Below are 13,166 nucleotides of genomic sequence, written 5' to 3'. Positions count from 1 at the left end.
AATCGCATGTCCTACGAAACCATCCTGGTCGAGCGTGATGAACGAGTTGGCATCATCACCCTGAACCGGCCCAAGGCCCTCAATGCGCTGAACAGCCAGGTAATGCACGAAGTCACTGATGCCGCAACAGAACTGGATTCCGACGACGGCATCGGGGCGATCATCATCACCGGTTCGGCCAAGGCGTTCGCCGCGGGCGCCGACATCAAGGAGATGGCCGGACTGTCCTTCGCCGACGCGTTCGGCGCCGACTTCTTCGTCACCTGGGGCAAGTTGGCCGCGGTGCGCACCCCGACGATCGCGGCGGTGGCCGGCTACGCGCTCGGCGGCGGCTGTGAGCTGGCGATGATGTGCGATCTGCTGATCGCTGCCGACACCGCGAAATTCGGTCAGCCGGAGATCAAGCTGGGCGTGATCCCCGGTATGGGTGGCTCGCAACGGCTGACCCGGGCGATCGGCAAAGCCAAGGCGATGGACCTCATCTTGACCGGACGCACCATCGATGCGGCCGAGGCCGAACGCAGCGGACTGGTGTCGCGGGTGGTTCCCGCCGACGACCTGCTGACTGAAGCCAAAGCCGTCGCGAGCACCATCTCGCAGCTGTCGCTGTCGGCCACCCGGATGGCCAAGGAAGCCGTCAACCGCGCCTTCGAGTCCACCCTGGCCGAGGGACTTCTCTACGAGCGCAGGCTGTTTCACTCGACCTTTGCCACCGACGACCAATCCGAAGGCATGGCTGCCTTCGTGGAGAAGCGCCCGCCTGACTTCACCCACCGATGAGCGGTTCGGCGGCCCTGACCACCGACGAGGAATCGGCCGACGAGCCGCGCCCTGACGACAAGGATCTGGCCCCACCCCTGGTCCACGGCCGTTGGTGGGTGCGAAATTACACCTACACCGGGACCATGCTGGGCCTGATTTTCGTGTGGTTGTCGCTGACCCCGTCGCTGCTGCCCCGCGGGCCGCTGTTCCAGGGAGTGGTCAGCGGGTCTTCGGGCGCAACCGGATACGGGTTGGGTGTGTTCACCGTGTGGCTGGTCCGCTACATGCGTTCGCAGAACACCACTCCCCCCGCGCCGCCGTGGGCGTGGCCGCCGCTGATCGTGGTCGGCGCGATCGGCGTGGTGGTGATGGCGATCCGATTCCATGTCTGGCAGGACGACGTGCGCGACATGATGGGCGTCGAGCACCTGCAGTGGTACGACTACCCGCTGACCGGCGCGCTGTCGATGGTCGTGTTGTTCACCTTTGTCGAAATCGGCAAGTTCATCCGCTGGATCGTCACTCGCCTGGTGGCACAGGTGGATCGGGTCGCCCCGTTCCGCGTTTCGGCGGCCATCGTGGTGATCGCGCTCACCGCGCTGACGATCACTGTGCTCAACGGCGTGGTGCTCAAGTTCGCGATGCGGTCCATGAACGGCTCGTTCGCCTCGCTCAACAACGAGATGGACCCCGACAGTGCACCGCCGAAGACCAGGCTGCGCTCCGGCGGTCCGGAGTCGCTGGTGTCGTGGGAGTCACTGGGCCATCAGGGCCGGATCTTCGTCCGGGGTGGACCGTCGGTAAAGAAGCTGACCGCATTCAATGGCGTTGCGGCGCTTCAGCCGATCCGGGCGTACGCCGGCCTGAAATCCGCGGCAGACATCGACGCGACCGCCCAACTGGCGGCCCAGGAACTGCTGCGGACCGGAGGCCTGCAGCGCGCCGTCGTCGCAGTGGGCACCACCACCGGCACCGGGTGGATCAACGAGGCGGAGGCCTCGGCACTGGAATACATGTACAACGGCAACACCGCGATCGTCAGCATGCAGTACTCGTTCCTGCCGAGCTGGCTGTCGTTCCTGGTGGACAAGGAGAACGCCCGGCACGCCGGGCAGGCGTTGTTCGAGGCCGTCGACAAGCTGATCCGGCAGATGCCGGAATTCAAGCGTCCCAAGCTCGTCGTCTTCGGCGAGAGCCTGGGCTCGTTCGGCGGCGAGGCGCCGTTCATGAGCCTCAACAACGTGCTGGCCCGTACCGACGGCGCCCTGTTCAGCGGGCCGACGTTCAACAACACCATCTGGACGCAGCTGACCGCGACGCGGGACCGCGGTTCGCCGGAGTGGTTGCCGATCTTCGACGGCGGTCACAACGTCCGCTTCGTCGCGCGCCCGGAGGACTTGAACCGTCCCAGCCGGGAGTGGAGCAGACCCCGGGTGGTGTATCTGCAGCACGCCTCCGACCCGATCGCCTGGTGGACACCGGACCTGCTGTTCAACAAACCGGACTGGCTGCGCGAGAAGCGTGGCTACGACGTGTTACCCGAGACGCGGTGGATCCCGCTGGTGACGTTCCTGCAGGTGTCGGCGGACATGGCGGTTGCGGTCGACGTTCCCGACGGCCACGGCCACCGTTACGTGGCCAACTGCGCCGACGGCTGGGCCGCGGTGCTGTCGCCGCCGGGGTGGACGCCGGAAAAGACCGAACGGCTACGGCCGATGCTGAACGCCAACGCGATGCCGCTGGGCTCGGGCGACGATCAGGACGCCACCGGTTAGCGTCTGACCGGTTCCAGGTCGCCCAGCACGCCGGCGGCGCTCAGCGCGTGATAGCCGCCGATCACGTCGGTCGCGCGGTGCAGGCCCAGGTCCAGCAGCGCGGCCGCGGCCAGGCTCGAGGTGTAGCCCTCCGAACACAGGATCACCCACTGCACGTCGTCGTCGACGGCTGCGGGGAGCCGGGCGTCGCTGGTCGGGTCCAGGCGCCACTCCAGCACATTGCGTTCGATCACCAGCGCACCGGGCACCTCGCCTTCCCGGGCACGCTGAGCCTGCGGCCGGATGTCGACGAGCAACGCGCCGCCGCGAACCGCCGCGGGCACGTGTTCGGCAGGCAACCGGCGGTATCGGTCCCGGGCCGCGTCCAGCACGGCGTCGATCCGGCTCATCCCGGGCCTTCCGGCTGGTCGGTCAACTCGGTTCGATTGCGGCGCAGCGTGTTTCGCTCGGTCACCTCGTAGTAGGACATCGCCGTCAGCGGCGGCGAGTAGGCGTGCACGCTCAGGGTCGGAGCCGACGCACCGGTGCCGATGTCGACCGGTCCCTCCACCGACCTGGGCGCCCACACCACGTCGTGCACCCAGCCCAGCGGAAATCCCGCCTGGTCGCCGGCCTCGAGCCGACGGCGACGCAATTTCCTTCCGTCCCAACGGAACTCGCTGAGCGCACCGGAGAGCACCGTCAGCGCACCGAGCGAACCGCCGTGGTCGTGCAGTTCGGTGGCGTGCCCGGGAACCCAGCTGATCAACCAGATGTCGAGTTCCTCGTCACCGTGGATGCGGGCGAACCAGCGCTGCTGCTCGGGCACCCCGCCGTCGGGCAGCAGGTGGTCGCAGCGTCCGCTCAGCACGTCGTCGGCGGCCTGATCGGTGGCGTGCAACAGATCGGGCACGCGCAACCGGGTGGGCCCCGGGTAGGGGGCAGTCAGCGTCGGATAGGGCCGGGACAGGGGCTGCAGAACAGGGTGAGCCATGAGGAACTCCGGAGTCGAAACGGTCAGGGCAAGCGGCGGCGTCAGGGCCGACAACACTCGCAAAATCCGAACCGCTCCAGCACGGGGAAAGTGTTGCATAGATTAGGTGGCGTGCGCCGATCCCGATCTCAGCTGCCCCGGCCGGACGCGACCTGCCGAACGGTCATGATTGCGGCAATTCTGCCGGTGCTGGCCGGCTGCTCGTCCGGTGACCACGGCGGCCACCCCGCGTCCACGTCGGCGCAGTCGTCGGCGGCGACGGGTTCGCTGGCACCCGGCGCGATCGGCGTCTCCCCGGCCGGTGTGACGACCCGCGTGGACGCTCCCGCCGAATCGACTGAGGAAGAGTATTTCCAGGCCTGCCATGCCGCCAAGGTGTGGATGGATGAGCGGTCGACCACCGGTGAGGCGGCCGTCGAGCCGTATCTGCAGATGGTTCAGACGGCTGCGGCCGGGGTTGCCGGCAGCTTCAACAAGCGGTGGAGCGAGTTGGGCCCTGCTCGCCAGGCCGCCGTGATCGTCGCGGCGCAGGCGGCCGCCCGCGGCGAGTGCGGCTGACGGCAGCCTTACCAATTGCGATCAGGGGTGCAAAAAACTATGGCCGGTCCCTCAGCTGTTCGCCCGCGTGCCCGCGTCGCGTTGGCACTGGGCAGCGGCGGCGCCCGCGGCTACGCCCACATCGGAGTGATCCAGGCGCTGCAGGAACGTGGCTATGAGATCGCCGGGATCGCCGGTTCCTCGATGGGCGCCCTGGTCGGCGGCGTGCAGGCCGCCGGGCGGCTCGACGAACTCGCCGACTGGGCCAAGTCGCTGACCCAGCGCACCATTCTGCGGCTGCTCGACCCGTCGTTGACGGCGGCGGGGGTGTTGCGGGCCGAGAAGATTCTGGATGCGGTACGCGACATCCTCGGCCCGGTCACCATCGAGGAACTGGACGTCCCCTTCACCGCGGTGGCCACCGATCTGCTGACCGGTAAGTCGGTGTGGTTTCAGCGCGGTCCCGTCGACGAAGCCATCCGCGCATCGATCGCCATTCCGGGGGTGATCGCACCGCACGAGCTCGACGGCCGCCTGCTCGCCGACGGCGGCATCCTCGACCCGCTGCCGATGGCACCGATCGCAGCGATCAACGCCGACCTGACGATCGCGGTCAGCCTCAACGGAAGTGAGCCGGGCGCCACCCGCGACGCGGAACCGGGGATGACGACCGAATGGATGAACCGCATGGTGCGCAGTACCACCGCGTTGTTCGACATCAGTGCCGCCAAGGCCCTGCTGGACCGGCCCACGGCCCGCGCGGTCCTCGGACGCTTCGGCGCGACCGTCCCGGAGCAGGAGCAGGAGCAGGAGTCGGGGTCGGACTCCGGCGCCGAAGAAGACGGGGAGCTGCCCGAGCTGCCCAAGCTCGGCGGCTTCGACGTGATGAATCGGACGATAGACATCGCGCAGTCCGCACTGGCCCGGCACATTCTGGCGGCCTATCCGCCGGACGTGCTGATCGAGGTGCCGCGCAGCACCTGCCGCAGTCTGGAATTCCACCGGGCCGTGGAGGTGATCGACGCGGGACGCGCGCTGGCCGACCGGGCACTGGACGACTTCGAGGACAGCGGCGACGACGAGTAGGGCCCCTGCTCAACGACTCAGGAAGCGCGCGACCGCCCGCGCCTCGCGGCGCCCCTGCGCTCGGCCCGCCGTCGCCGACCCGACCCGGCAGCGCGGATCCAGCGGGTTGGCCCCGAACGCCGCCAGCGATCCCTCGTCGGCGAACACACTGAACGTCGTGCCCGCGAACGCCGCGATCTCGGCGGCCGGCCCGGCACCGAACGGCGACGGGGCATCCGCGGCGGCGGGCACCAGCACCACCACCTCGTCGCAGTCGGCGGCGACATCGACGTTGACCGAGCTGTTCACCCCGCCGTCCATGTAGCGTCGCCCACCGATGGTCACCGGCGGCCACGCCCCCGGCACCGCGCAGCTGGATGCCACTGCATCGACCAGGCCGACACCGGACGCGCGGTCGAAGACCACCAATTCCCCGGTGGCGGTGTCGATTGCGGTGATCCGCAGCGCGCGGTCCGGCCACTCGTGCGACGGCAGGCGCTGGGCGATGACGCCGCGTCGCACGTCCTCGGGCACGGTGTGGGTGCCCAGCGCCACCGAACCGATCCGCTGCAGGCGTTCCCGCTTCGGAATGCCCGGCTCGCGCAGGGCGTCCAGGAACAGTTCGGTGATGGATTCGATGTCGACGCCGGGGTCGATCTCGGCCGACGCCTCACCCGTCTGCCGTTCGAACAACGTGTCCAGGGTGCAACCACTGCTGAGCTGCGCGGCCACCGTCGAGCCGGCGGAGGTGCCGACCAGCACGTCGGATTCCAGCAGCAGCCGCGCCGCATCCGGCGACTCGTCGGCAATCCCACGCAGAATGCCTGTCTCCCAAGCGATTCCCGCTACTCCACCACCAGCCAGGACAAGTGCACGCATAGCTGACTACTCTGCCAGTCGCCGCTATGGGAGGTGCCGCGTGCCCGGCAGGGCGTGCTGGGCACGGAAGACCGGCTGACTCAGATCGTCTCGGCGCACCAGGTTCTTGGGCGGGTCGGGCAGCACCACCGAGCGGCTGATCTGCAGGTCGGCGTCGACGTAGACGAGTTCGCCCGGGTCGAGCAGCAGCCAGCGGGGATCGTCGTCCATCGGTTCGGTCGCGAACACCACCGCCGAGCTGTCGGTCAGCGTCTCGGATCGGGCGTGGATCCTGCTGGTGGACATGTCGAAGTCGGGTTCACCGTCGCGACGACGATCCAGCATGAACAACTGATGCGTCTGCGGGTACCGCAGTGCCCACATCTGGGTGCCCATGCAGAGCAGGATGTTGACGGCATAGATCGGCACGTTGGCGGCCAACCAGCTCACCGCATCGACCAAACCCGTTGTCACATCCCCTTTTCGGGCCCGGATGGCAGCGGTGATCAAGGCGAACACCCGCTCGGAATCGGTCTGGCCCAGCACCAGGTCATAGGTGCCGAGTTCGCGCAGCCGGTCGTCGAGGATGTCCAGACCTTCGATCATGCCGTTGTGCGCGAAAATCCTGCCGTCCTGCAGGAACGGGTGGGTATTGCGCACGTCGAGGGACCCCGTCGTCGCGTACCGGACATGCGCGATGAACGCGGTGCCGGTCAGCTCATGCGCCTCGGTGGCGAACGTCGCGTCCTGCCAGGCCGCGATCGGCTCCTTGTGCAGGTGCGGCCGGCCGCGCTCGTCGAACAGCCCGAGGCCGGTGCCGTCCGGGTTCTTGCGGCTCTGCGCAGCGAGGCTGTCGGGCGCGTCGAGCAACCAGAACGTGGCGGTGACAACTTCCGTCCCGGCGTGCAACCCGAAAAGTCGACACATGGCGGGACTCAGCCCACCAGCTCAGCGGACAGCTTCTCCAGCACCACCCGCGCGTAGCCCTTCCACATCTTGGCGAAGACCGGCAGCAGCGACGCCGCCGTCGCAGACTTGGGGTGCAGCGTCCACTGCCAGCTCACCCGCGTCCCGGTGCCCGCCGGCGTGAACGACCACTCACCGTCGATCGAGCTGACCAGCGCCGAGAGCGGGCCGGTGAGCTGGGAGAGGGTGTAGGCGAACGAGTGCGGCGGGTCCACCGCGGTCAGCTGCTCGCGTACCCGACCGCCGCCCACCATCAGAATGGTGCGGGTCTGGCCGGGCGCGTCCCAGGCGCCCGTTTGATCCCGCACTTCTCTGATCGGCGGGATCACGCCGTACCACTGCGACATCGTCTTCGGCAGCGATATCGGCATCGTCTGCGCGAACGCATCCTCGACGGAGACGGGTATTGCGCGCGACTGTTCGACGGTCACGGACCTGGCCATATCTCTCTCTTCCCGACGGCGAGCGCTCGCGGAGTCCTAGCTGTGCACTTCGGTGACGTCATACTCGCCGTCGGCGTAGCGCGACCGGATGGTCTTTTTGTCGTACTTGCCCACGCTGGTGCGCGGAACCTCCTCGACGAACGTCCACCGTTCCGGCAACCACCAGCGAACGACCTTGTCCGCCAGATACTTTCGCAGCCCGTCGGCACTGACGTCGGCCCCGTCCCGGGCGACGACGACGGCCAGCGGCCGTTCCTGCCAACGCTCGTCGGGCACTCCGACGACGGCGGCCTCCACCACATCGGGATGCGCAATGAGGCAGTTCTCCAAGTCGACCGAGGAGATCCACTCGCCACCGGATTTGATGACGTCCTTGGCTCGGTCAGTCAACGTGATGAAGCCCTGTTCGTCGATGCGCCCGACGTCGCCGGTGCGCAGCCAACCAGAATCGAACTTGGACTCGTCCTGCCCCCGGTAGTACGAGCCGGTGATCCACGGACCGCGAACTTCCAACTCTCCCACCGCTTCACCATCGTGCGGCAGCGCGTTGCCTTCATCGTCGACGATGCGGGTCTCCACGCCGCAGACCGGTTGACCCTGGGTCACGCGGAAGGCCCAGTGCTGATCGTCGGGGGTCTTGGGCGGCGGCCAGGCCATGGACGCCAACGGCGAGGTCTCGGTCATGCCCCACAATTGGCGGATCTGCACGTTGTGTTTGTCCTCGAAGGTGCGCATCAACGACTCCGGCACCGCCGATCCACCGCACGCCACCCGCCGCAGCGAGGACACGTCATGGTCGGGTTCGCGTTCCAGGTAATGCATGACGTCATTCCAGATCGTCGGCACCGCCCCGGCCAGGGTGGGTCGCAGGGTCTCCACGAGATGAATCAACGACGGCGCGTCCAGGTGCCGGTCGGGCAGCAGCAGATCGGCGCCGGCAGCCAGCGCCGCGTACGGCAGGCCCCAGGCGTTGGCGTGGAACATCGGCACGATGGGCAGCAGCCGGTCGCTGGCACCCACCCCGATCCCGTTGCTGGTACATGCGGCCATCGTGTGCAGGAAGCTCGAACGATGGCTGTACACAACACCTTTGGGATGGCCAGTGGTGCCGCTGGTGTAGCACATGGCGGCCGCGGAGTTTTCGTCGAGTCGCGGCCAGTCGAATTCGGCTGATTCGCCGTCGATCACGTCGCGATAGCGCAGCACCGTCTTGCCGGATTCTTCCAGCGGCGCGATGTCGCCCTCACCGACCGCGATCACGGTGTGCACGGTCTCGAGATCGCCCAGTACCGGGGCGAGCTGCTTGATCAGAGACACATCAACCAGCACCACGCGGTCCTCGGCCTCGTTGGCGACGTAGCTGAGTTGTTCGGCGAACAGTCGAATGTTCAGCGTGTGCAGCACCGCGCCCATCGACGGCACCGCGAGATAGGCGGTCAGATGTTCGGCGTTGTTCCACATGAAGGTGGCCACCCGCTCGTCACCGGTGATACCGATGCGGCGCAACGCATTTGCCAACTGGGCAGCCTGCTGGCCTACCTCGCGATAAGTGGTGCTGCGATAGCCGTCACCGGTTGCGGTGACGACCTCCCGCAGTCCGTGCACACCGCAGCCGTGCCGCATGATCGCGGTGATCGTCAGCGGAAAGTCCTGCATCGTGCTGTACATCGATGTACCGCCTCACGCGTCGCGGCTGAGCATCATGGCCTCCTGCGCGATGCTAGCGCCGAACCGTGCGACGAGGAACGCCCGCCCCGGGCGGGGCTACACCAGCGCCGGGTCGTACTGCAGCACGTCGGGGACGAACAGATCCACCGACCGCTTGCTTTCCAGGGCCGCCGGCTCGACGTCGGAGTGCAGGCTCGCCGCCAGCGGCGTCACCAGGACCACACCGGAGTAGTCGGCGATGTAGAGGTAGCGCCCGTCCCGGCTTTCGGCCACGCAGGACGGCTCGGCCGCGACGTTTACCGAGTCGATGACGTCTTGGGTGAGGGTGCAGAGGATCGTGACGCTGTCATCGCTGACCAGGTAGGCCCGGTCGCCGTCGCCACTGAGGGTGAGCCGGGTCAGGATGCCGGTGACCTCGGTGATCTTGCGGGTGCCGGTGATCTTGGTGGTGCGGGTGTCGACGACGTCGATCACCGCGAAGTCCGGGCCGGTGCTGGCGACGTATGCCAGTGACCCATTGGGACTGATCGCGACGTCGCGCACGGGCAGGCCGGTGCCGATCGTCGCGATCACGGCCGGCGCGTGCGGGTGGGCGTTCCTGCGACGCCAGCGCGAACGGCGTCCGGTTTCTTCCGGCACGCCGGTGTCCACGACCACCAACTGCCCCCCGGCCGGTCCGTTGACCCCGACATACAAGCGGGTGCCGTCGGGACTGAGCCGGACGCAGTCGGTGGTGGTGCCGGGGTCGGTGGCGATGTCGACCACCTGGATGCCGCCGGTCGCGGTGTCCAGCACGGCGATATCGGCGTTGCGGACGCCGTTGCGGCCGATGTACACGTGCTTGCCGTCTGCGCTGACCGCGAGGTCGCTGACGCTGAGCGCAACGGGGTGTGTCTCGATGACGGCGCCGGTGGTCGTGTCGAGGACCTGGATCGCGTCGTAAGCATTCGACACCGTGCTCAGGTAGGCCCGGTCGGTCGCATCGGTGGCGATGACGAAAGGTTCCTCAAGACCGGCGATGGTCTGCACCACCCGGTAGGCGGCGGTGTCGATGACCGAGACACTGTCGCCGCCGTGGTTGGTGACCAGCAGCCGGCTGCCGTCGGGGCTGACGGCGATGTCGCTGATGGGTCCGTCGCTGACCGGAATCTGGACAGCCACTGGCTCGGGAGCGGTCTCCACATCCCGTAGATCGGGGCCGTTCATCTTGCTGTCGAAAATCACGAGGCTCACCTGGCACCGCCTTCAATGTCGATCGTCGGATCTCCCGGATGTACCCCGCGCGACGTTGCACGACATTGGTAACCGGCTCACACGCACCACAGCCATTCCGTGCGTTTAACCGACAATTTTAGTCGCATAATTCCGGGTAAATAGAATGTAAAACTATTGGTGTTACCCACGTCACGTCGCGCACTCAGCTTGCCCTCAGGTTCGCAAATTCGCCGACTCGGAAATTCGCTGCTCAGCAAATCGTTTTGCCGTGTTCACGCACGGTTTTACGCGCAGCGGCTAAGTTTTTACCATTATGTGTGGTAACCGTTAAATAAGAATATCCTTATTTAAGCGTCAGCAAAAAGAGGCGCATATCACAGCGCCGGTGGCCGTGTTGTCGCCCGCCCGGGCGCACCCGACTGCGTCGGGTGGTTCCGCTTCGGTGCCGGCTTGCCACGGCGCCAGAGGCCTGCGGCGGTTCAACCGACCCGGAACGAGACCTGCACCGTCTCCGTCGTGGCCGTCGGCTTGGTGGTGTCGACGATCAGGAATTCGCCGCTGTCCTGGGTGCCGTTGGGCAACACCTTGGGTTTGAGCCGAAACGGCGGAGCGTCCGAGGCGATGCCGGCCAACCCGAAGTCGCTGTCGTTGGCGATGACCAACGTGTTCCCCCCGTCGCGGGTGAACAGGCCTTCGACCTTGCTGTGACCGAAGAAGTCACCGTCACCGGACAGCGAGCGCACCAGCGCACCGAGATCGAGCTTGAGAGTCTTTGTGGCAACGGCGATTCCGACGGACTTGAGTTTGGCGACGGCGTCGGTGTCGGTGCCGGCACCGATCAGGGTCTCGATCGGCACCCGGTCGATCAACAAGCCGCCCGCGTCGGCCTGGTACGCGGCGCCGGGCACCGTGGCGCGGGGCCCGACGTCGGTGGCGGTGGCCACGTCGACGAAATAGATCTTCTTGCTGGCTTTCGGGGCGGGTTTGGAGTCACCTTCGTCGATCAGGAAGGTGGTGGCGCTCAGCGCGGTGATCTCCGACACCCCGACCTTCGACTCCCGCGGATTGGCCAGCGGATACAGATACTCGTGCACGATGCTGCGGTCGACGAGGTTGACCGTCACGATGCGGGTCACCGGGACGTCCCTGGCCGAACCCGACAGCCCCGGTGTCTGGATCGCCGACTGCATGACCCCCACCAACGTGTTGCCGTCCGGGGTGAGGGTGAGCCCCTCGAGCCCCTGATTCGGCGTGCGCAGGGACAGCTCCCGCGGCAGGGTGTCGTCGAACGGCGAAAGACGTTCCAGCTCTTTGCCGTTGGCGTCGAAATGAATGATGTAGGGGCCGTATTCCTCGGACACCCAGAAGGTGCCGTCGCGGGTGACGGCCAACCCTTCGGGATCCACGCCGTAGTCCGACGGCGGCAGTGGCACTCCGTCGAGGTCCACCAGCGACTCGCCGGTGCTCGCGTGCGGGTCGATCAGCCCCACCAGCGGGACACCGTCCGAGGCCTGCAGCGGGATGGTCCGCTGGACCGTCGCGACGCCGGCGGAAAGCTTGAGCCTGACGATCTGGGGGTGATAGTCGGGCAGCGGCAACACCTTCTCGCCGGGGCCACGCCCGTCGACGTTGGGTCCGCGGTCGGTGAGTCCGTAGATCTCGTCGGCGCTGCCCGGCACCGCGGCGATGCTGGACCCGTGCGCACTGGCCTTGATCGTCACGCCGCCCATCGTGGCCAGCGGCAGTTGATCTTCGGCGTAGACCTGCACCGCGCGGCTGACGGTGACATCGAGGTGGTCGGTCCCGGTGAAGCCGCGATCCGGCGCGTACACCATGCTCCCGTTGTCGCCGTAGCTGATCTTGCCGTGGGCGGGTTTACCGAACGCGACGGGCGTGGCGCCGCCGGTAGCCGCCAGCATGCGGCCCGGTGCGATGGTCAGCGGCTGTCCCGCGGCCGTGCGGAATTCGGATTTGGCGGTCGACGGTGACCCATGCGAGGAACAGGCCACGACGGTGGCCAGCACCGTCGCGAGCACGATCGACGTTCTCACGCTGTCTGCCATTCGCTGTGCATAGCAAGCCAAGTTGACGCCGCGGTGTACGCAGGCCGGCGCCGCTAGCCCCTCTTGTCCCGCACCTTGTAGGTCGAGGGCCACGACTTTCGGGATTCGTCGCCGGTCAGCGGGGTGCCCATGCCGCCGACCTTGACGGCGTAGGCCTCCTTACCCGGACCGACCTCCCGGTTGGCGTGCTCCTGGGCCAGGAAGTAGAGCTCGTCGATGGTGGCTTCGTCATACGCCACGAACGACGTCTCCCGGGCGACGTCGTCGATCCCGGCGAGCATCCGTTCCGGCAGGAAGCGCGAGATCAAGGCGGCCAACCCCAGCAGCGAGAACGGGATCACCCAGTAGAAGACGAACGACAGCGGGGTCCTGGTGTCCAGGATCGTCGCGTCACCCTCCACGATCGGCGGGATCGCCGATGACACCGTCATGCCGGCGAAGGCAGCGACCCAGACCCAGGTCAGGATGCCGGTGATGCGCCGGAACAGCTCGGTGTTGACGACGTCGGGGGGCTGCTCGGCGGCGGCGAACTCGCGCACGAACGGTTTCCCGATCAGCACACCGGTCAGCGCCACCAGGAAGATCCCGGCGTTGCTCAGCGGCTGGATCCAGCGCGTCATGAACGCGTCGCTGACCGCCAGGGTCAACACCGTGAGCGCCACAAAGATTGTGACAGCACCGATTTCGAGCGTCTGCCCGGATTTGCCGGAGGCCCGCCCGACCGCGAACACCGCGACCGCCATCAGCAGCGCGACCGACACGGCGGTGATGAATGGGACGTTACCGACCAGGATCCAGTAGACGATCCACGGCGCAAAGCCAAAAAGCATGCCCACGAGGG

Annotated in this window: 13 protein-coding genes; 4 read left to right on the top strand and 9 right to left on the bottom strand. The window is 67.2% G+C overall.

Translation table 11 applies throughout. The features are described from left to right. The first annotated feature begins 6 nt into the window (after nucleotides 1-6). Both AC5Y5Z_RS22590 and AC5Y5Z_RS22585 read left to right on the top strand, forming a co-directional pair. A complete protein-coding gene (locus AC5Y5Z_RS22590; RefSeq protein WP_499927664.1) occupies nucleotides 7-780 on the top strand; it encodes an enoyl-CoA hydratase in 774 nt (257 codons plus the stop codon). Next, nucleotides 777-2,537, top strand: coding sequence for an alpha/beta hydrolase (locus AC5Y5Z_RS22585; protein ID WP_499927662.1), 1,761 nt, complete (start codon nucleotides 777-779; stop codon nucleotides 2,535-2,537). Before AC5Y5Z_RS22590 ends, AC5Y5Z_RS22585 begins: the two co-directional genes overlap by 4 nt. Here the strand turns inward: AC5Y5Z_RS22585 and AC5Y5Z_RS22580 are convergent. Together AC5Y5Z_RS22580 and AC5Y5Z_RS22575 are read right to left on the bottom strand one after the other, a co-directional pair. Beyond that, entirely contained in the window at nucleotides 2,534-2,926 is a 393-nt protein-coding gene (locus tag AC5Y5Z_RS22580) for a rhodanese-like domain-containing protein (protein ID WP_499927660.1), read from the bottom strand. The two genes, AC5Y5Z_RS22585 and AC5Y5Z_RS22580, sit on opposite strands and share 4 nt — an antisense overlap. Continuing rightward, complete coding sequence (locus AC5Y5Z_RS22575; protein ID WP_463828799.1) at nucleotides 2,923-3,510, bottom strand: cysteine dioxygenase; 588 nt, start codon at nucleotides 3,508-3,510, stop codon at nucleotides 2,923-2,925. The genes AC5Y5Z_RS22580 and AC5Y5Z_RS22575 overlap by 4 nt, the downstream gene beginning before the upstream one ends. Before the next feature lie 165 nt (nucleotides 3,511-3,675). Between AC5Y5Z_RS22575 and AC5Y5Z_RS22570 the strand changes: the two genes are divergently transcribed. After that, nucleotides 3,676-4,068 (top strand): lipoprotein LpqV, encoded by a 393-nt coding sequence (locus tag AC5Y5Z_RS22570; RefSeq protein WP_499927658.1) that lies wholly within the window; start codon nucleotides 3,676-3,678, stop codon nucleotides 4,066-4,068. A 39-nt stretch (nucleotides 4,069-4,107) separates the two neighbouring features. Then, nucleotides 4,108-5,133 (top strand): patatin family protein, encoded by a 1,026-nt coding sequence (locus tag AC5Y5Z_RS22565; protein ID WP_499927656.1) that lies wholly within the window; start codon nucleotides 4,108-4,110, stop codon nucleotides 5,131-5,133. Between the two features lie 9 nt (nucleotides 5,134-5,142). Here AC5Y5Z_RS22565 and AC5Y5Z_RS22560 read toward each other — a convergent pair whose 3' ends face one another. From AC5Y5Z_RS22560 to AC5Y5Z_RS22530, 7 genes are all read right to left on the bottom strand, one after another. Beyond that, a complete protein-coding gene (locus AC5Y5Z_RS22560; protein WP_499927654.1) occupies nucleotides 5,143-5,991 on the bottom strand; it encodes a patatin-like phospholipase family protein in 849 nt (282 codons plus the stop codon). 24 nt (nucleotides 5,992-6,015) lie between these two features. Then, nucleotides 6,016-6,897 carry a class II glutamine amidotransferase gene (locus AC5Y5Z_RS22555; RefSeq protein ID WP_499927652.1) on the bottom strand — a complete coding sequence of 294 codons (882 nt, stop codon included), beginning with the start codon at nucleotides 6,895-6,897 and terminating at the stop codon, nucleotides 6,016-6,018. An 8-nt stretch (nucleotides 6,898-6,905) separates the two neighbouring features. Further along, the gene (locus AC5Y5Z_RS22550) at nucleotides 6,906-7,379 is read right to left on the bottom strand and encodes an SRPBCC family protein (protein ID WP_499927651.1); all 474 of its coding nucleotides are present in this window, start codon (nucleotides 7,377-7,379) and stop codon (nucleotides 6,906-6,908) included. Nucleotides 7,380-7,415: 36 nt separating this feature from the next. Further along, on the bottom strand, nucleotides 7,416-9,047 hold the full coding sequence (locus tag AC5Y5Z_RS22545) for a long-chain fatty acid--CoA ligase (RefSeq protein ID WP_463828793.1): 1,632 nt from the start codon (nucleotides 9,045-9,047) through the stop codon (nucleotides 7,416-7,418). A 96-nt stretch (nucleotides 9,048-9,143) separates the two neighbouring features. After that, nucleotides 9,144-10,253 (bottom strand): YncE family protein, encoded by a 1,110-nt coding sequence (locus AC5Y5Z_RS22540; RefSeq protein ID WP_463828817.1) that lies wholly within the window; start codon nucleotides 10,251-10,253, stop codon nucleotides 9,144-9,146. Nucleotides 10,254-10,741: 488 nt separating this feature from the next. Continuing rightward, nucleotides 10,742-12,325 carry an esterase-like activity of phytase family protein gene (locus AC5Y5Z_RS22535; protein WP_463828792.1) on the bottom strand — a complete coding sequence of 528 codons (1,584 nt, stop codon included), beginning with the start codon at nucleotides 12,323-12,325 and terminating at the stop codon, nucleotides 10,742-10,744. Nucleotides 12,326-12,378: 53 nt separating this feature from the next. After that, on the bottom strand, nucleotides 12,379-13,161 hold the full coding sequence (locus AC5Y5Z_RS22530) for a hypothetical protein (protein WP_499927650.1): 783 nt from the start codon (nucleotides 13,159-13,161) through the stop codon (nucleotides 12,379-12,381). Nucleotides 13,162-13,166: the final 5 nt, after the last annotated feature.

The sequence above is a fragment of the Mycobacterium sp. NGS29 genome, assembly GCF_059812965.1.
This window is presented reverse-complemented; position numbering and strand designations above follow the sequence as displayed.

What these genes read in the sequence shown, in the direction of transcription:
- AC5Y5Z_RS22550 (WP_499927651.1), bottom strand. Translation starts at nt 7,379, where the DNA reads ATGGCCAGGTCCGTGACCGTCGAACAGTCGCGCGCAATACCCGTCTCC.
- AC5Y5Z_RS22585 (WP_499927662.1), top strand. Translation starts at nt 777, where the DNA reads ATGAGCGGTTCGGCGGCCCTGACCACCGACGAGGAATCGGCCGACGAG.
- AC5Y5Z_RS22560 (WP_499927654.1), bottom strand. Translation starts at nt 5,991, where the DNA reads ATGCGTGCACTTGTCCTGGCTGGTGGTGGAGTAGCGGGAATCGCTTGG.
- AC5Y5Z_RS22580 (WP_499927660.1), bottom strand. Translation starts at nt 2,926, where the DNA reads ATGAGCCGGATCGACGCCGTGCTGGACGCGGCCCGGGACCGATACCGC.
- AC5Y5Z_RS22555 (WP_499927652.1), bottom strand. Translation starts at nt 6,897, where the DNA reads ATGTGTCGACTTTTCGGGTTGCACGCCGGGACGGAAGTTGTCACCGCC.
- AC5Y5Z_RS22590 (WP_499927664.1), top strand. Translation starts at nt 7, where the DNA reads ATGTCCTACGAAACCATCCTGGTCGAGCGTGATGAACGAGTTGGCATC.
- AC5Y5Z_RS22565 (WP_499927656.1), top strand. Translation starts at nt 4,108, where the DNA reads ATGGCCGGTCCCTCAGCTGTTCGCCCGCGTGCCCGCGTCGCGTTGGCA.
- AC5Y5Z_RS22545 (WP_463828793.1), bottom strand. Translation starts at nt 9,047, where the DNA reads ATGTACAGCACGATGCAGGACTTTCCGCTGACGATCACCGCGATCATG.
- AC5Y5Z_RS22575 (WP_463828799.1), bottom strand. Translation starts at nt 3,510, where the DNA reads ATGGCTCACCCTGTTCTGCAGCCCCTGTCCCGGCCCTATCCGACGCTG.
- AC5Y5Z_RS22570 (WP_499927658.1), top strand. Translation starts at nt 3,676, where the DNA reads ATGATTGCGGCAATTCTGCCGGTGCTGGCCGGCTGCTCGTCCGGTGAC.
- AC5Y5Z_RS22535 (WP_463828792.1), bottom strand. Translation starts at nt 12,325, where the DNA reads ATGGCAGACAGCGTGAGAACGTCGATCGTGCTCGCGACGGTGCTGGCC.
- AC5Y5Z_RS22540 (WP_463828817.1), bottom strand. Translation starts at nt 10,253, where the DNA reads ATGAACGGCCCCGATCTACGGGATGTGGAGACCGCTCCCGAGCCAGTG.